Below are 18,646 nucleotides of genomic sequence, written 5' to 3' on the forward strand. Positions count from 1 at the left end.
ATTCCTTGTCTTGACCGCCTGACCCCATGTGCCAACTCCTCGCAATGAACTGCAACGTCCCGACCGATATCGTGTTCAGCTTCACGGGTTTCGCCACCCGTGGCGGTGGTACCGACGAGCACAACGATGGCTGGGGGATTGCTTTTTTCGAGGGGCGCGGGGTGCGTCATTTTGTCGATTACCAGGCCGCCGTGGCGTCCCCGATTGCGGAGCTGATCAAGCGCTGCCCGATCAAATCAACCAACGTGATCGCGCACATCCGCAAGGCCACGCAGGGCAGCATCGTGCTGGAAAACTGTCATCCGTTCGTGCGGGAATTGTGGGGGCGGTATTGGGTGTTTGCGCACAATGGCGACCTGAAGGAATTCGCGCCGGTACTTGATGGTGCCTTCCGACCGGTCGGCAGTACCGATAGCGAGCTGGCTTTTTGCTACCTGCTGCAGCAATTGCAGCGACGCTTCGGCGAGCAGTTACCGGCGCTTGCCGAACTGCGAGTGGCACTCGCCGAGCTGACTCGCGAGATCGCCGCACACGGTACCTTCAACATGATGCTGTCGCACGGTTCGGCATTATTTGCCCATTGCTCGACGCACCTGCATTACCTCGTTCGCCAATATCCGTTCGCGCAGGCGCAACTATCGGACAACGATATCAGCGTCGATTTTTCGCAAGTCACGACACCCAATGACCGGGTCGCGATCATCGTCACGGTGCCGCTGACAACCAACGAACACTGGACCCGTTTTGGTGCCGGCGAACTGAAGGTGTTCGTTGATGGCGAACCGGTCTGAGGCCGGTTCGCACCATCATCAGGACAAATTCGGTGCCAGCCAGCGCTCGACCTCTTCACGACTCGCGCCGCGCCGGGTGACCATGTCCTTGACCTGATCGTCGCCAATCTTGCCGACGCTGAAGTACTTCGATTGCCGATGACCAAAGTAGAAACCGGCCACTGACGCACCCGGAAACATCGCGTGCGATTCGGTTACCTGCATGCCGATATCGGCACATTGCAACAGCGTGAACATCTCTTGTTTGACCGTGTGTTCCGGGCAGGCCGGATAGCCCGGCGCGGGCCGGATACCGAGGTACTGTTCCTTGATCAGCGCGGTACTGCTCAGCGCTTCGTCAGGCACCGTGCCCCACAAGTCGGTACGCACGCGTTCATGCATTTGCTCGGCGAAGGCTTCGGCCAGACGGTCGGCCAGCGACTTCAACATGATCGATGAATAGTCGTCATGGGCGTCTTCAAAACGCTTCTCGTATTTCTCGATACCGATGCCGGTGGTGACCGCGAACAGGCCGATGTAGTCGGCGATGCCGGACGATTTCGGCGCAATGAAATCAGCCAGGCACTGGTTCGGTCGCGCCACGCCATCGATGACCGGTTTGACGGTTTGCTGGCGGATGCCGTAGTAAGTGAAAGCCACTTCGGTACGGGTGTCGTCGGTGTAGATCTCGATATCGTCGTCATTGACGCTGTTGGCGGGCATCAGCGCGACCACGCCGTTGGCGGTCAGCCAGCGTCCGTCGATCACTTTCTTGAGCAGCGCCAGACCTTCTTCATAGACCTTGCTGGCAGTCTCGCCGACGACCTCATCGGTCAGGATTGCCGGGAACGGGCCAGCCAGGTCCCAGGTCTGGAAGAACGGACCCCAGTCGATGTATTTGGCGAGCGTGGCAAGGTCGACATTCCTGAACTCGCGCCGGCCGATGAACTTTGGTTTGACCGGAGCGTCATCGCCAGTGAACGGCACCAGCATCTTGTTGGCACGCGCCTGTGCGATCGACAGCATGGGCACGACCTTGCGGTTGGCGTGCTGCTCGCGGATGCGTTCGTAATCGGTGGCGATGTCGGCGATGTACTGGTCGCGCTGCTCCGGTGTCAGCAGTGATTGCGCGACCGATACCGAGCGCGATGCATCGGCCACGTAGACCACGGGGCCTTCGTAGTTGTGTGCGATCTTCACGGCGGTATGGGCGCGCGATGTCGTTGCACCGCCAATCATCAGCGGGATTTTCATCATCCGGAAATACGGATCGCGCTGCATTTCCTTGGCGACGTAGGCCATCTCTTCGAGCGACGGCGTGATCAATCCGGACAGGCCGATGATGTCGGCGTTTTCGGCTTTGGCACGCGCCAGAATTTCCGAACACGGCACCATCACGCCCATGTTGATGACTTCAAAGTTATTGCATTGCAGGACCACCGAGACGATGTTCTTGCCGATGTCATGGACGTCGCCCTTGACGGTGGCAATGACGATCTTGCCCTTGGCCTTGGCGGCGATGCCGGTCTTTTTTTCTTCCAGCTGCTTTTCGATTTCGATGAACGGGATCAGGTGCGCGACGGCTTGCTTCATCACGCGGGCCGACTTGACCACTTGTGGCAGGAACATCTTGCCCTGGCCGAACAGGTCGCCCACGATATTCATGCCATCCATTAGCGGGCCTTCGATCACCTGAATCGGCCGACCGCCATTGGCCAGCAATAGCTGACGGGCTTCTTCGGTGTCGTCGACGATCCATTGCGTGATGCCATGCACCATCGCGTGCGCCAGCCGTTTTTGTACCGGGCCATCGCGCCATTCGAGGTTCTGTTCTTCTTTCTTGTCACCGGCTTTGAGCGTGCCGGCGATCTCGATCATCCGTTCGGTTGCATCGTCGCGCCGGTTGAGCACGACGTCTTCGACGCGTTCGCGCAACTCGGGTGAGAGCTCACTGTAGACGCCCATCATGCCGGCATTGACGATGCCCATCGTCATGCCGGCCTGAATCGCGTGGTACAAAAATACCGTATGGATGGCTTCGCGCGCCGGGTCGTTGCCACGGAAGCTGAAGCTGACATTCGAGACGCCGCCGCTGATCTTGGCATGCGGCAGATTCTTGCGAATCCAGCGTGTCGCATCAATGAAATCGACCGCGTAATTGTTGTGCTCTTCGATGCCCGTAGCGATCGCAAAAACGTTCGGATCAAAGATGATGTCTTCGGGTGGGAAGCCGACTTTCGACACCAGCAGGTTGTAGGCGCGCTGGCAGATTTCGGTCTTGCGCGCGAAGGTGTCGGCCTGGCCTTTTTCATCGAACGCCATCACGATCACGGCGGCACCGTAGCTGCGGCACAGCCGGGCCTGGCGCAGGAATTCTTCCTCGCCTTCCTTCATCGAAATCGAGTTCACGATCGACTTGCCCTGCACGCATTTCAGACCCGCTTCGATCACCGACCACTTCGACGAATCGATCATGATCGGCACCCGCGCGATGTCCGGTTCGGACGCCACCAGATGCAAAAAGCGCGTCATCGCCGCGACCGAATCGAGCATCGCTTCATCCATGTTGATGTCGATGACTTGCGCGCCGTTTTCGACTTGCTGGCGGGCGACGGCGATGGCTTCCTCGTACTGCTCGTTGAGGATCAGGCGCGAGAAAGCTTTCGAGCCGGTCACGTTGGTGCGCTCGCCAACGTTCACGAACAGCGAGTCCTCATCAATGATGAAGGGCTCGAGACCCGACAGACGCATCACTTGCGGTATCGCAGGAATCTGGCGTGGCGCGATGCTGGCGACGGTTTGCGCAATCGCGCGGATATGGTCCGGTGTGGTGCCGCAGCAGCCGCCGGCGATGTTGACGAAGCCGCTTTCGGCGAAGTCTTTGAGCAGCGCCGACGTCACGTCCGGCGTTTCGTCAAAGCCGGTATCGCTCATCGGATTGGGCAAGCCGGCATTCGGGTAGATGCAGACGAAGGTATCGGCAATCTTCGACAACTCTTCGGCATACGGACGCATCAACGCGGCACCGAGTGCGCAGTTCAGGCCGATCGTCATTGGTCGGGCATGGCGTACCGAATTCCAGAATGCCGGTACGGTCTGGCCCGACAGGATACGGCCCGACGCATCGGTGACGGTACCCGAAATCATGATCGGCAAGCGCAGACCGGATTCCTCGAAAAACGCATCGATGGCGAACAGCGCCGCCTTGCAATTGAGCGTATCGAAAATGGTCTCGACCAGCAGGATGTCGGAACCGCCTTCGACCAGCGCACGGGTCTGGTCCAGATAGGCCGCGACCAGCTGGTCGAAGGTCACGTTGCGGGCAGCAGGATCGTTGACGTCCGGTGAAATCGAGGCAGTCTTTGGCGTCGGACCCAGGGTGCCGGCGACGAAGCGCGGCTTGTCCGGGGTCGAGTACTTGTCACAGGCTGCGCGGGCCAGGCGTGCCGATGTGACGTTCATCTCGTAGGCCAGATGCGCCATGTGATAGTCGTCCTGCGCGACGGTGGTGGCGCCGAAGGTATTGGTCTCAATCAGGTCGGCACCTGCGTCGAGGTATTGCTCATGGATTTCGCTGACGATCTGCGGCTGGGTCAGCGACAGCAATTCATTGTTGCCCTTGACGAATAGCTCCCGGCCCGGCCCGGTGAAATCGGCGAAGCGCGGTCCGCGATAATCTTCCTCGCTCAGCTTGTACTGCTGGATCATCGTACCCATCGCGCCATCGAGGATCAGGATACGGCGCGACATCAGGTCGCGCAAAGTTGTTTCGGTGGCGGAGAAGTCGTCGCGTTTCATGGTGTGCTCGATAAAAATAGTGTCTGGAAATGCAAAACCCGGCTGGCAAAGCGGAGCCGGGTTTCTTCAGGGCCGCTTTAGCGGTATTTGTTTGGGCCTGTGCCGTCGTGGTACGGGCCTGGCGCCCGCAAGCTGGGTTTGACTTTTTGGATCAAATCGGCGCTGAAAAATTATACGTCAAAGCGGCTAACGGCAAGTCCAGGCAAAAAAAAGCCCGCAACGGAGGCGGGCTTGAATCCATATCAAAAAGAAGAGACATGGAGGAGACGGGCGGAGTATAAAAGCGTCCCACCCCATCCCGCCAATTGTCATTGGACATACCAGATATCGGATCGATGAATACCAGTTCAGGACGTGAGGGTTTGTCTGTCAATTTGCCGGTCAGCTTTTCTGCTAGCTCACAGGAGCGACTGTGGCGCAGGTACCTGCCGTGATCGGAAAACCCTTGAGGAATTCTGATGCAGGCAAGCGTTTGCCGCCCGGTTTTTGCAGTTCCGTCAGTCGTAAAGCGCCTCTCCCGCAGGCAATCACCAGTCCGGCCACGGCGTCGGCGGCAATGATTTCACCGGGAACAGCCAGGTCCGAGCAGGCCACGACATCGGCACGCCAGATCTTGATCGCGATGTCATTAATGATGGCGCTGGCACCCGGAGCAGGATGGAATGCGCGTATCTTGCGCGCCAGGACCTCGGCCGGTTGTGCGAAATTCAGTGCCGCTTCTTCCTTGCTGATCTTGGCGGCATAGCAGGTGCCGCTTTCCAATTGCACGGTGGCGACGACCGGACCCTGTTCAAGCTGGCGCAGTGCGTCAACAATGAGCTCCCCACCCAGCGCCGCGAGCCGGTCATGCAAGCTGCCGGTGGTCTCGTCGGCACCGATGGCCAGGCGTTCGGCGAGCAGCATTGGTCCGGTGTCTAGACCCTTATCCATTTGCATGATCGTAATGCCGGTTTCGCTATCGCCGGCTTCGATCGCACGGTGGATCGGGGCCGCGCCGCGCCAGCGTGGCAGCAGCGAGGCGTGGATGTTCAGACAGCCCAATGGCGGGATCGCCAGTACCGACGGTGGCAGGATCAAACCGTAGGCGGCAACGACCATCACATCATGCGGTGTGGAACGCAACAGTGCATCGGCTTCGCTGGCCACATCGGGATATTTCCCATCGAGGCGCAACGAACTGGGTTGCGCGACGGCCATGCCGTGCGACAAGGCGAATTGTTTAACGGCGGAAGCATGCAACTGCATGCCGCGGCCGGCTGGTCGATCGGGTTGCGTGAGTACCAGCACAACCTCGAAACCGGCCGCGTGGATGGCAGCCAGTGCCACGGCGGCGAATTCCGGCGTGCCGGCAAAGATGATTTTCATGGGTATGAATTTTCCCTGACGGAGTGCTGTGATCAGCGATCGCTGTTGCGTTTTTTGTCGCGGTTGAGTTCGCGCTCTTCTTTAAGCATCTTCGCTTTGATCCGGTTGCGTTTGAGCGGCGACAGATATTCGACAAATACCTTGCCTTTCAAATGGTCCATCTCATGCTGGATACAGACCGCCAGCAAACCCTCTGCGGTGGTCTCGAACGTGTTGCCGTCGACGTCGAGTGCCCGGACCTTGACGCGGGCGGGCCGCTCGACCCCGTCATACACGCCGGGAACGGACAGGCAACCCTCGTCATAGACCTGCATTTCACTGCTGGCCCAGGTAATTTCCGGATTGATCAGCACGCGCAATTCCGTCTGGTTGTCGGAGATGTCAACAATGATCAATTGCTCGTGGACGTCGACCTGCGATGCGGCCAGGCCAACACCCGGCGCGTCGTACATGGTTTCTGCCATGTCGGCGACAAGCTGTTTTAGTCGGGCATCAAAAATCGTCACAGGCCGTGCAACCTTGTGCAGACGCGGGTCGGGGTAACGCAATATATTTAGGAGTGGCATACGGCTTTTGCGCAACAATGCGTTGAGTGATGAACGTGTTTTATCTTGCTAGTTCAAGGATTTGTGGGCAGACTTTGATTCAATTTGGCAAGTTTTTACATACTTTTTTTGCGTATGCTTTTTGTCGCGAGGCTAGTTATTTACGTCGCAAGCCTATCTCACCGGATCAACCATGAAAAAGTTTAGCACAGCAGTCGTCTGCTTCGCCCTTGCCACCGCCGCGCTTTCTTTTGTGGTGACAAGTGTCCAGGCGGCACCGACCCGCTGCGAATTTCTGCCCAATGCGCCCGATAGTCACCTGGTAGTACGTGGCGATACGCTCTGGGATATTTCCGGAAAATTCTTGCAGCATCCCTGGTGCTGGCCGCAAGTATGGGACATGAACCGTGAAGAGATACGTAACCCGCACTGGATTTATCCGGGACAGATCGTGTATTTCGACCGCGTCAATGGCCGCTTGCGATTAGGCAAGTCAACGGGTGGCGACATGAGAACCGAGACCTTGTCGCCGCACATTCGCAGCGAAGGTCTGGGCCAGACGGCCATCCCGGCCATCCCGTCGAACGTCATCGAACCCTTTTTGTCGCAACCACTGATCATTGAAGAAGATGAATTGCAAGGCACGCCTCGCATCGTCGCGACACAGGAAGGCCATGTCTTCCTCGGCAAAAACGATAAAGCCTACGTACGCGGTGATCTCAAAGGAGACTCGTCGTTTCAGGTATTCCGTCCGGGCTTGCCGTTGAAAGATCCCGAAACCGGAAAAGTGATCGGGTACGAATCAGCCTACCTTGGCAGCGTCAAGCTCGTACAGGCTGACAAGAGCGGTGGCAATAGCGCTCATGTGTTCACAGTGATCTCTGCCAAGGAAGAAATGGGTGTGGGCGATCGCCTGTTGGCGCTCCCTCCCGCTCCTATTTTGAATTACGTGCCGCATCCACCCGAGCAGCCGGTTGATGCCCGCATCGTATCGATTTACGGTGGGGTGACGCATGCCGGCCAAAACCAGATTGTCGCCATTAATCGCGGGAAAAAAGACGGTATCGACATTGGCACGGTGTTGCAGTTAAGCCGCAGCGGTGCCACGATCATCGATAAGACCGAAGGCAAGAAGGAAGCGATCAAGTTGCCCGATACCGACTATGGCACCCTGTTTGTATTCCGCGTCTTTAAAAATATCTCGTACGGGCTGATCATGCAGGTCAGCGATTCGGTGCAGATCGGGGACGTGGCCAAATCACCGGAGTAATCTTCTGCCCTCTGCTGCCGAAACATCGATCGATCCGCAGGAAGTCGCATCGTGGCTTCGGCTAGAGCAAACGCCCGGTGTGGGTAACGGCACGGCGCGACTGCTGCTAACGCAATTCGGATTGCCAGAGAATATTTTTGCCGCCGGCCACGCTACGTTAAGTGCAGTGGTCGGCAAGCCGCTCGCCAGCGCCCTGAGCGCACCGTTATCGGCCCGCACACGGTGCCTGATCGACCAGACGTTGCACTGGTTGCAGGACTCCCGCCATCACTTCCTGACCCTGGCTGATCCGCGTTATCCACAAGCCTTGCTGGACATTCCCGACCCGCCGATTGCGCTTTACGTCAAAGGACGGCTGGCACTGATGCATGCGCCAGCCGTTGCCATCGTCGGCAGTCGCAATGCCACTGCACAAGGCGCGCTCAATGCCGAGCAATTTGCCGCTTCGCTCAGCCAGGCCGGATTCGTTGTTGTCTCCGGCCTGGCCATGGGCATCGATGCGGCAGCCCATGCCGGAGCGTTGCGCCATGCGGGGTCCACCATTGCGGTCATTGGGACCGGTATCGACATCATTTACCCGGCGCGTCATCGCGCGCTGGCAACGCGGATTGCAGACGAAGGGTGTGTGGTGAGCGAATACGCGCTCGGCACCGGCGCTCTTGCTGCCAACTTTCCGCGCCGCAACCGGTTGATCAGTGGCTTGTCGCGTGGCGTGCTGGTGATCGAGGCAGCGGCCCGTTCCGGATCGCTGATTACGGCGCGGGTGGCGGTCGAGCAGGGGCGCGATGTCTTCGCCATCCCGGGTTCGATTCACGCACCGTTGTCGAAGGGATGTCATTGGCTGATCAAACAGGGAGCCAAGCTGGTCGAATCGGCACAGGATGTCCTCGAGGAAATCGCACCTGTTGCCGCGGTAGCGGTGTCGGACTCACCGGCATTGCCAGCGACTTCGCTGCCACCGGTGCTCTCTGCGCTGTTCTCCGCACTCGGCTTTGATCCGGTCGACAGCGATACATTGGTGGCGCGCACCGGGCTGGATGTCGCTGCGCTGAGTACGCAATTATTGGAGCTGGAGCTGCTTGGATGCCTTGAAGTACTGCCTGGAGGTAATTATCGGCGAGTCGGGTAAAATTCGGGTCCGTCGGGTATGCGTGCCGGTAATTACCATCGCACGACATGCTTCCAGAATACCTTTTCGCAAACGCTGCGCGACCCTTGTGCCAGTGCGATCTTACCGCTACAGTACATTCATGTTCGACGTCCTTGTCTACCTCTACGAAACCTATTACCGTCCGGATGCCTGCCCACCACCGGCTGCACTGGTCAAGAAACTGTCGGCAATCGGTTTCGACGATGATGAAATCACTAGTGCCCTTGACTGGCTGACCGATCTCGCAAAAACCACGACAACGCTGGCCGGACAATACCCGCAACAAACCGTATTTTCATTTGGCACGCGCATTTACGTGCAGCAGGAAATGGACGCACTTGGTACGGCCGCCGTCGGTTTCATCCAGTTCCTCGAAGCGGCCAAGTTGCTCAATCCGGTCCAGCGCGAGATCGTCATCGAACGGGCGCTTGCCGTGAGCGGCAGTCTGATCTCGTTGGACAAGTTGAAAGTCATCGTGCTGATGGTACTGTGGAGCCAGGGCAAGGAGCCTGACGGCTTGATGTTCGATGAACTTTTCCTCGACGACGACGAGCCCGAGCCAAGGCAATTGCATTAACCGGCAACGCGCTGCACCGTTGCCGTTTCGATTGCCCGTTGGTGTGAACCGTTGTTGCGGCTTACGCAAGAACCCGCTTATTATCATTCTCCGGTTGCCGCTGCTCTGTAACCCGTTGCCGCCAACATTGGTGGCGCGGGCTGTATGATGCGGACGACGACGCTAACCGCCACGTGGCAACCGCACTTTTTTCGAGACCCGACTCCATGACTAAAACCCTCATCATTGCCGAGAAGCCTTCCGTTGCGAACGACATCGCGAAGACGCTCGGTGGCTTCACCAAGCACGATGAGTATTTTGAATCCGATGAATACGTGTTGTCGTCCGCTGTCGGTCATTTGCTCGAAATCGCTGTCCCTGAAGAATTCGATATCAAGCGCGGCAAATGGAGCTTTGCCCATCTGCCGATGATCCCGCCCTACTTTGCCCTCAACCCGATTGCCAAGACCGAGACGCGCCTGAAAGTACTCAACCGGCTGATCAAGCGCAAGGATGTCACTGCGCTGATTAATGCCTGCGATGCCGGGCGTGAAGGCGAACTGATCTTTCGGCTGATTGCCCAGAACGCCAAGGCCAAGCAACCGATCAAGCGGCTCTGGCTGCAATCGATGACGCCCGGTGCGATCCGCGAAGCCTTTACGAATTTGCGTGATGATGCCGAGATGCTGCCGCTGGCCGATGCCGCACGTTGCCGCAGTGAAGCCGACTGGCTGATCGGGATTAACGGCACCCGCGCGATGACTGCCTTCAACTCGAAGGAAGGTGGCTTCTACCTGACCACCGTCGGTCGGGTGCAGACGCCGACGCTGTCGATCGTCGTGCTGCGCGAAGAAAAAATCAAGAAGTTCGTCGCACGGGATTTCTGGGAAGTGCGTGCCGATTTCGTGTGCGCCGCTGGCGTCTACGAAGGTCGCTGGCTCGATACCAAATTCAAGAAGGACGACACCGATCCCGAAAAACGTGCCGAGCGGCTGTGGAGCAAAGCCGCCGCCGAATCGATCGTCGCGGCGTGCCGCACTAAACAGGGCAATGTCACGGAAGAATCGAAGCCGACCACGTCCATGGCTCCCGGCCTGTTCGACCTGACCAGCTTGCAGCGCGAAGCCAATGCGCGCTTCGGCTTCTCGGCCAAGAACACGCTCGGCCTGGCACAGGCGCTCTACGAAAAGCACAAGGTGCTGACTTATCCGCGGACCGATTCGCGGCATCTGCCGGAAGACTACATCAGCACCGTCAAGGAAACGCTGGAGACAATTTCCGAAAACAATAACTACTACCAGTTTGCCGCGCAGATCCTCAACGGCAACTGGGTCAAGCCGAACAAGCGCATCTTCGATAACACCAAGATCAGCGATCACTTCGCGATCATTCCGACCACGCAGGCACCGAAAAACCTGTCCGAGCCAGAGCAAAAGCTCTATGACCTCGTCACGCGCCGTTTCCTCGCGATCTTTTTCCCGGCCGCCGAATTCCAGGTGACAACACGCTTTACCGAAGTCTCCGGCCATCAGTTCAAGACCGAAGGCAAGGTCATGGTCAACCCGGGCTGGCTGGCCGTCTACGGCAAGGATGTGGTTGATCCGAAAGCCGCCGACGGCGATGGCACGCTGGTCGCCGTGGCCAAGGGCGAGAAAGTCCAGACCGATACGATCACCGCCAACGGGCTCGTCACCAAGCCGCCAGCGCGCTACACCGAAGCCACGCTGTTGTCGGCGATGGAAGGTGCCGGCAAGCTGATCGACGATGAAGAATTGCGTGATGCGATGGCGGGCAAAGGACTCGGCACACCAGCCACCCGTGCGGCGACGATTGAAGGCTTGATCAACGAACGCTATCTGTTGCGCGAAGGCCGGGAAATGATCCCGACGGCCAAGGCATTCCAGTTGATGACGCTGTTGCGCGGCCTTGGTGTCAACGAACTGACCGCACCGGAATTGACTGGCGAATGGGAATACAAGCTGTCGCAAATGGAGCGCGGCAAGATCAGCCGCGAGGAGTTCATGCGCGAGATCGCGCAAATGACCCAGATCATCGTCAAGCGTGCCAAGGAATATGACAACGTCACTATCCCCGGCGATTACACGATACTGAAAACGCCGTGTCCGAATTGCGGCAGCGTGGTCAAGGAAAACTACCGGCGCTTTGCCTGCACAAAGTGCGAATTCTCGATGAGCAAGACGCCGGGTAGCCGGCAGTTCGAGATTCCCGAAGTCGAGGAATTGCTGACCAACCGCACCATCGGCCCTCTGCAGGGATTCCGCTCCAAGATGGGCCGGCCCTTCGCCGCCATCCTGAAAATTTCACGCGACGAAGAGATCAAGAACTGCAAGCTCGAATTTGATTTCGGCCAGAACGACGAAGAAGGTGAAAACGGCGAGGGTGTCGATTTCACCGGCCAGACCGCGCTCGGGCCTTGCCCGAAATGCGCCAATGGCGTGTTTGAACTGGGCCTGGCCTATGTCTGCGAAAAGAGCGTGGCCAAACCGAAGGAATGCGATTTCCGCAGTGGTCGCATCATCTTGCAGCAAGAAATCCTGCCGGAGCAGATGGTCAAGTTGCTCAACGAAGGCAAGACCGACCTGTTGCCGGGCTTTGTGTCGCAACGCACGCGTCGCCCATTCAAGGCATTCCTGGCCAAGGGCAAGGATGGCAAAGTCAGCTTTGAATTTGAAGAACGCAAAGCCAAGGCACCAGCCAAGGGCAAGGCCGCTGCGGTCGAAGACGAGGAAGGCGCTGCGGCAGAGAGCACCAAAGTCGTGAAGCTGGCGGCGAAGCCGGTGGCTAAAAAAGCGGCACCGAAAAAGGCAGCCGTCAAAAAACCTGCCTTACGCAAGCCGGCGGTAAAAAAGGCCAGCGCTTAATCGCAGTGGGATTGTGGAAGATCAGGAGAGCGCGCTTGTTTTTCGGTGCCCTCCTGTTGCCATGTTATCGTTTCGTGACGCACCCTTCCTGAAAGAAGAACGATGACTGAAATCACCCAAAGCTCACCTGAAAAAGACGATTGCAACTTCGCGATGCTGGCTCACCTGCTAGGGATTTTTACTGGCTTCATCGGTGCGCTAATTATCTGGCTACTCAAGAAAGACAGTTCGGCCTACATTGCGCAAGAGTCGGCCGAAGCGCTCAACTTCCAGCTCACCGTGATGATCGGATACGTGATCTGCGGAGTACTGACGCTGGTACTGGTCGGGTTGCTGGCATTTCCATTGCTCTACGTCGTCAACATCGTGTTCTGCATCCTCGGTGCGATTGCGGCATCCAAGGGATCCGGCTATCGGTATCCGTTTGTGTTGAGGCTAATCAAATAACGAAAAGGCGGTGCAATGCCCTGCGGTTATTGCACCCTACGATTTGCCTGACGCCGATTAGTTGAAGTTGCCCCAATGCGTACCAGATCGAAGTCAAAATCCAAAATAATTCGTAGGGTGCAATAACCGAAGGGCATTGCACCAAATGCCCTGCTAGCGCTTGTCAATCCCACTCTGCCTGGCCCGCCACCGGCGCTTCAACCAAGCCGGCAACTTCTCCAGATCATCGATATAGGTAAACACCGCCGGCACCACCAGCAGGCTGAGCAAGGTCGAGGTAATCAGTCCACCGATGACGGCAATGGCCATCGGTGAACGGAAGCTCGGATCGGCACCCCAGCCCAGCGCCAGCGGCATCATGCCGGCACCCATCGCAATCGTCGTCATGATGATGGGGCGACTGCGTTTGTGGCAGGCATCGACCAGCGCATCGAATCGATCCATGCCCGCCTGGCGTGCGAGGATGGCGTAATCGACCAGCAGGATTGAATTTTTCGTGACGATTCCCATCAACATGATCAGACCGATCATCGACGGCATCGACAGGGCGCGACCGGTGATCAGCAGTGCCACAAACGCGCCGCCGATCGACAGTGGCAGCGCTGCCAGAATCGTGACCGGTTGCATGAAATCCTTGAACAGCAACACCAGCACGCCATAAATGCACAGTACGCCAATGGCCATTGCCAGGCCAAAGCTGGCGAACAGCGCCTTCATTTCCTGTGCATCGCCGAGTTCGGCGATCGTCACCGAAGGCGGCAAGTTACGCAGCGAAGGCAAGGCCCGCGCTTCCTTGTTGACATCGCCTAGCGTGCGACTGCCGAGTTCGATATTGAGGGTGACGTTGCGGTTGCGGTTGAGACGGTCGATCTGCGCCGGACCGCTTTCCATGGTGATGCTGGCGACCGTGCCGAGCATGACCGGACCGTTCTTGCCGGGCACGGTCAGGCGGGCGATCGCGCTGAGGTCGGCGCGCACGGCATCGGGCAGCTTGACCCGGATCGGCACCTGGCGTTCTGGCAGATTGAGCTTGGTCAGGTTGGTGTCGTAGTCGCCGGCAGTTGCCACGCGCACCGTTTCACCGATGCTGGCGGCGGTCACGCCGAGGTCAGCGGCGCGGGCAACATCAGGCCGCACGATGATTTCCGGCCGCACCAGCGACGCGCTCGAATTGACGTTGCCGATCCCTTGCAGCGTGCGCAGTTCGCGGATGACTTTCTGGGCTGATTCCGTCAGCGCGACCGGATTTTCGCTCTGCAAAACCAGTTGCATCTTGACGCCGCTGTCCGGTGGGCCAACCGTGAAGCGTGCACCCGGGATAACGGCGATGCGCTTGCGCAAGGCCCCTTCGAGCTCGGCCATGCTTTCCTGGCGGTCTGTGCGATGTACGGTAGTCAGTGTCAGTACGGCCCGGCGTGCTTCGGCCGATGCACCCGGCGCAAAGGCGTCGCCGCTGGAGCCGCCGCCGACCGAACTGAAGACCCCTGTGATGCCTTTGACTTGCATTGCCAGCAAGCGGGCGCGCTCGGCGACGAGGGCGGTTTCCTGCAAGGTGCTACCGGGAGCGAGCTCGATATTGATCTGGGTCTGGCCCCGGTCGGCCGCAGGAACGAAACCCGTCGGCAACAACGGCACCAGCGCAATCGACGCGATGAAAAAAATCCCGGCACCGATGCCGGTCAGGATGCGATGCCGCAGGCACCACTTCATCATGGTCAGGTAACGGCGCATCACCCAGCCATCTTTTTGCTCTGTCTCGCTGGTGGGCTTCAGAATGTACGCCGCCATCATCGGCGTGAGCAGGCGCGCGACCATCAGTGAAGCGATGATCGCCAGCACCGCGGTCCAGCCAAACTGCTTGAAAAACAGGCCGGGGATGCCTGCCATGAAAGCCGTCGGCAGGAACACCGCCACCAGGGCGAAGGTGGTGGCAATGACGGCCATGCCGATTTCGTCGGCGGCTTCGAGTGCGGCCTGCATCGGCGTTTTGCCCATGCGCAGATGGCGTGAGATGTTTTCGATTTCGACGATGGCATCATCGACCAGCACGCCCACCACCAGCGCCAGTGCCAGCAAAGTCACGGTATTGAGCGTGTAGCCAAAATACTTCAGGCCGATGAAGGTCGGGATCACCGATAACGGCAACGCCGCTGCCGCCACCAGCGTGGCGCGCCAGTCGCGCAAAAACCACCACACCACAAGTACGGCCAGCAAGGCACCTTCGTAAAGCAGCTCCATCGAGCCATCGAAATTTTCCTGGACCGGGCGCGCGTTGTTGATCACCTGTTTGAGCAGGATGGTCGGATGGCGTCCTTGCAGTTCGGCGACGGCAGTACGCGCGTCGCGCGCAATGTCGAGTTCGCTGGCACCCTTGGTGCGGAAAATTTCAAAGCCGACCACGCGCTGACCATCTTGCGTCGCCAGCGAACGCGGCTCGGCCACGGTATCGGTGACCCGTGCTACCTCGTCGAGCCGGATATGCCTGCCGTCGGCCAGCGGAATATCGAGCTGCGCCAGTTCTGCGGCACTTTGTACGGTCGCGATGGTCCGCACGGATTGCTCGGCACCGCTGACATCACCGCGTCCTCCCGGTGCTTCCTGCTGCACCAGCCGCAAGCGCCGCGAGACTTCCAGCGCAGTCACTTTGAGTGCCGCCATGCGGCCCGCGTCGAGTTCGATCTGGATTTCGCGATTGACGCCACCGACGCGTTTGACGGCACCGACGCCGCGGATGCTGAGCAAGCGTTTCGAGACGGTATTGTCGACAAACCAGCTTAGTTCCTGCTGGTCCAGCGACGAACCGGGCGCAGCGGAGGCGGTGAAGGTCAGGACCACCCGTCCGGCTGTCGAGGTCTTGGTTACCGACGGATCGCGCAGTTCGCTGGGCAAGTCGGCACGCACGCGTGCAACCGCATCACGGACATCATTGACAGCTTCGGCGAGCGGTTTTTCGAGGATGAATTCCACCGTCACCGTGACCGCACCATCGAGTACCTTGGTGTAAATATTCTTGATGCCTTGCAGCGTCGCGACCGAATCCTCGATCTTGCGGGCGACTTCGGTTTCGAGCTGGGCCGGTGCAGCACCCGGGAGCAGCGCACTGACTGTCACGATGGGCAGTTCGATATCAGGGAAATCCTGTACCGCGCTGTCGCGGAACGACAGCACGCCGGCCAGCGTCAGCAACACGAACAGCATGATGGCGGGGATCGGACTTTTGATCGAGAAAGCGGAAAAATTCACGCGGTATCCTTGGTGACTGGCGGGTAACTAGTGTGTAACTAGCGGGTGGCTGGAGCGGCGGCGCTGACCTGGCTGACCAGGTCGCCGTCATTGAGGAAGCCGGCACCGGTAACCACCAGCGCCATGTCGGGCGTGACGCCATCGAGCAATTCGATCCGCTCGGCCAGTCGCCGGCCGGGCGTCACCTTGAGCTGGCTGACATGCTGGTCGGCATTGAGCCGGAACACATAGCTGAAGCCGTCGCGCACCACCACTGCCTGTTGCGGCACGGTCAGTGCGTTCGAGTTGCCGAGCGCAAAGTCACCGCGGCCAAACATGCCGGCACGCGCCGGCGCAGCCTGGCCGCTGGCTGGTTGCAGATCGACATACACCAGCGCGGTGCGGGTTTGCAGGTCGACGGTGGGTGCGATCATCCGCACCTTGCCGGCCAGCGTGCTGCCATTGGCCGCGACCACGCTGACCGCCATGCCGGGATGGACGCGGCCAAGTTCGGTCGAGATTACTTCGGCGCGCCATTCAAGCCGGCCCTGACGGATCATGCGGAACAATTCGGACCCGGCCGGCACCACCGCGCCGACCGTGGCGGCACGGGCTGAAATGATCCCGCTATCCGGTGCAACCAGACGGGTATGGCGCAGCCGCACTTGCTGGACATCGAGCGTGGCGCGGGCCGCTGCCACGCGCGCCTTGGCGGTCTGCTCGGTGGTCAGGTACTGGTTGATCTGTTGCGCACTGAGCGCACCGGTATCTTGCAGCGTACGGGCGCGGGCGGCATTACCGCTGGCATCGGCCGCACTGGCTTCGGCCTCCATCAGATTGGCGCGTGCCTGCGCTACATCGGCTTGGGTTGATTCATCGGAAAAGCGTGCCAGTAGCTGGCCGGCCTTGACGGTATCGCCAATGTTGACCTTCACCTCGGTCAGGCGCAGGCCGTTCGATTCACTGCCGATAATGGCTTCCTGCCAGGCCGCGATATTACCGTTTGCCGACAGGCGCACCGGCAGGCTGACGCGTGTCGCCTGGGCGGTGGTCACGCTCAGGGCCGGGCTCGGTGGCGTGATTTTCTTGTCGGCGGCGTGGGCACCGCTGGCGCACAACAGCGCCATCAAAAACAGGGGCAGGCGGATCGTCATGTCGGGTCTTTCGATGTGTCTGTTGAGTCTGGGGTCAAGGTTGCCGGATCGGATGCGTGCCAGCCGCCACCTGCGGCACGGTACAACGCGATCCACGCGCTATTGCGTTGTTGCTGCAGCGTCACCTGGTTCAGTTCGGCCGCCAGCCGCAGACGGCGGGCGTCTTCGAGTTCGACCAGGCTGGCCAGGCCGCTGCGGTAGCGGCTTTCGGTGCCATCGAAAGACAGCCGGTAACCGGCGACGGCGCGTTCGGCATCGTCATTGCGACGGGCTGTGCTGTCGAGAATGACTAGCGCTTCCTCGACTTCGCGCACGGCTTGGCGCACGCGGGCCCGGTACAGCGCGACGGCTTCATCGTAGCTGGCGCGGGCGGCATCGATATTGGCCACCCGCGTGCCGGCATCGAACACCGGGAGCGACAGCGCCAGCGGACCGATGGCCCAGGTCGGTGCGTCGGTGGTCACGCCCATGGCACGAAACGCTCCCGCACCGATCGAACCGCCCAGTGTCAGACGCGGAAAGCGCTGTGCCTGTGCGGTACCGACGGCGGCGCTGGCAGCAGCGACTTCGCGTTCGGCATTGAAGACATCAGGCCGCTGGTTCAGCGTCGCGGCCGGCAAGCGGGTGATGGCAATCGGCGTGAACAGCGTAACCGGCGAGACGTTCTTCAATTGCTCACGCAGGTCAGTCTCGGCTATTGCCGTCAGTGCCACCAGCGTTTTGATGCCGATGTCGCATTGTGCTTGCTGTTGCGTGACGCGGCCACTGGCTTCGGCGGCACTTGCGCGGGCCAGTGCTGCCGTAGCCGGCGCCGTGAAACCGGCGCCGGCACTGAGCTGCGACAGTCGTGCGGTTTCAGCGCGCGAGCTTGCATCGGCGCGGGTAATGTCCAGTAACTGCTGACAAGCGCGCAGTCCGACGTACTGATTGGCGATGTCGGCCGCGACCGATACCCGCGCATCATGCCAGCCGGCTTGCGCACCGGCCAGCCGCGCGCGCGCACTGTCTTGCGCAAAACGACGCGCACCGAAGACATCCATTTCCCATGAAGCCTGCAACGCGCCTTGTACCGTTGTGCTCAGCGGGATGCCGGGTTGCGCGCTATTGCGACTGCCGCTGGCGGTGGCGTTGAGCGCCGGCAATAAGGCCGCCGAAGCAGTGACCTGGACGGCACGCGCCTGGCCGATGCGTGCGGCAGCGGAAGCCACGCTCGGGCTGACTGCCTGGCCGGCATCGATCAGTCGCACCAGCAGCGGATCGCCTTGTTGTTGCCACCAGCGTGTCAGGTCGGTGAGACTGCCCTGATGCGGCAGCGGTGCCATCCAGCCAGGAGCAACGCGGGCATCAACACTTGCTGGTGGTGGCGCGCTCGCGCAACCGCCGAGCCAGAGCAATGCGCACAGTTTTATGGAATTCATCAGGTCTTTATCGAAGGGTCTGCAGGTCGGAAAAATGTTCCGAGGCGAATTACACCACAGAATTCCAAC

General features: G+C 59.6%; 13 protein-coding genes. 7 read left to right on the forward strand and 6 right to left on the reverse strand.

Annotation, left to right across the window (positions count from 1 at the left end):
- Positions 1–26: 26 nt before the first annotated feature.
- Positions 27–791: a class II glutamine amidotransferase gene (locus QN370_RS05360; protein ID WP_322129285.1), complete on the forward strand. Its 765-nt coding sequence runs from the start codon at positions 27–29 to the stop codon at positions 789–791.
- An 18-nt stretch (positions 792–809) separates the two neighbouring features.
- Here QN370_RS05360 and metH read toward each other — a convergent pair whose 3' ends face one another.
- Entirely contained in the window at positions 810–4,568 is a 3,759-nt protein-coding gene (metH, locus tag QN370_RS05365) for a methionine synthase (RefSeq protein ID WP_322129286.1), read from the reverse strand.
- 29 nt (positions 4,569–4,597) lie between these two features.
- On the opposite strand from metH, the gene QN370_RS05370 reads away from it, so the two are divergent.
- On the forward strand, positions 4,598–4,849 hold the full coding sequence (locus QN370_RS05370) for a hypothetical protein (RefSeq protein ID WP_322129287.1): 252 nt from the start codon (positions 4,598–4,600) through the stop codon (positions 4,847–4,849).
- 112 nt (positions 4,850–4,961) lie between these two features.
- Here the strand turns inward: QN370_RS05370 and fmt are convergent, their stop codons facing one another.
- Positions 4,962–5,933: a methionyl-tRNA formyltransferase gene (fmt, locus tag QN370_RS05375; RefSeq protein WP_322129288.1), complete on the reverse strand. Its 972-nt coding sequence runs from the start codon at positions 5,931–5,933 to the stop codon at positions 4,962–4,964.
- A gap of 32 nt (positions 5,934–5,965) precedes the next feature.
- The gene (def, locus tag QN370_RS05380) at positions 5,966–6,499 is read right to left on the reverse strand and encodes a peptide deformylase (protein WP_322129289.1); all 534 of its coding nucleotides are present in this window, start codon (positions 6,497–6,499) and stop codon (positions 5,966–5,968) included.
- 172 nt (positions 6,500–6,671) lie between these two features.
- Between def and QN370_RS05385 the strand changes: the two genes are divergently transcribed.
- The 5 genes from QN370_RS05385 to QN370_RS05405 all read left to right on the forward strand — a co-directional run bounded on the left by QN370_RS05385 (position 6,672) and on the right by QN370_RS05405 (position 12,783).
- Positions 6,672–7,748 (forward strand): LysM peptidoglycan-binding domain-containing protein, encoded by a 1,077-nt coding sequence (locus QN370_RS05385; RefSeq protein WP_322129290.1) that lies wholly within the window; start codon positions 6,672–6,674, stop codon positions 7,746–7,748.
- Between the two features lie 4 nt (positions 7,749–7,752).
- Positions 7,753–8,877, forward strand: a complete 1,125-nt coding sequence (dprA, locus tag QN370_RS05390; protein ID WP_416172193.1) for a DNA-processing protein DprA — start codon at positions 7,753–7,755, stop codon at positions 8,875–8,877.
- A gap of 121 nt (positions 8,878–8,998) precedes the next feature.
- Entirely contained in the window at positions 8,999–9,475 is a 477-nt protein-coding gene (locus QN370_RS05395; protein ID WP_322129292.1) for a DUF494 domain-containing protein, read from the forward strand.
- 206 nt (positions 9,476–9,681) lie between these two features.
- The gene (locus QN370_RS05400; protein ID WP_322129293.1) at positions 9,682–12,336 is read left to right on the forward strand and encodes a DNA topoisomerase III; all 2,655 of its coding nucleotides are present in this window, start codon (positions 9,682–9,684) and stop codon (positions 12,334–12,336) included.
- 102 nt (positions 12,337–12,438) lie between these two features.
- Positions 12,439–12,783, forward strand: a complete 345-nt coding sequence (locus tag QN370_RS05405; RefSeq protein ID WP_322129294.1) for a DUF4870 domain-containing protein — start codon at positions 12,439–12,441, stop codon at positions 12,781–12,783.
- Positions 12,784–12,936: 153 nt separating this feature from the next.
- On the opposite strand, the gene QN370_RS05410 is transcribed toward QN370_RS05405, so the two are convergent.
- From QN370_RS05410 to QN370_RS05420, 3 genes are read right to left on the reverse strand one after another with little or no spacing between them, the layout of a single operon-like run.
- Positions 12,937–16,026 carry an efflux RND transporter permease subunit gene (locus tag QN370_RS05410; protein WP_322129295.1) on the reverse strand — a complete coding sequence of 1,030 codons (3,090 nt, stop codon included), beginning with the start codon at positions 16,024–16,026 and terminating at the stop codon, positions 12,937–12,939.
- 38 nt (positions 16,027–16,064) lie between these two features.
- Entirely contained in the window at positions 16,065–17,159 is a 1,095-nt protein-coding gene (locus QN370_RS05415) for an efflux RND transporter periplasmic adaptor subunit (protein ID WP_322129296.1), read from the reverse strand.
- Positions 17,156–18,577, reverse strand: coding sequence for an efflux transporter outer membrane subunit (locus QN370_RS05420; protein WP_322129297.1), 1,422 nt, complete (start codon positions 18,575–18,577; stop codon positions 17,156–17,158). The genes QN370_RS05415 and QN370_RS05420 overlap by 4 nt, the downstream gene beginning before the upstream one ends.
- Positions 18,578–18,646 lie beyond the last annotated feature (69 nt).

The organism is Actimicrobium sp. CCI2.3 (assembly GCF_035019065.1).
Classification (GTDB): Bacteria; Pseudomonadota; Gammaproteobacteria; order Burkholderiales; family Burkholderiaceae_D; genus Actimicrobium.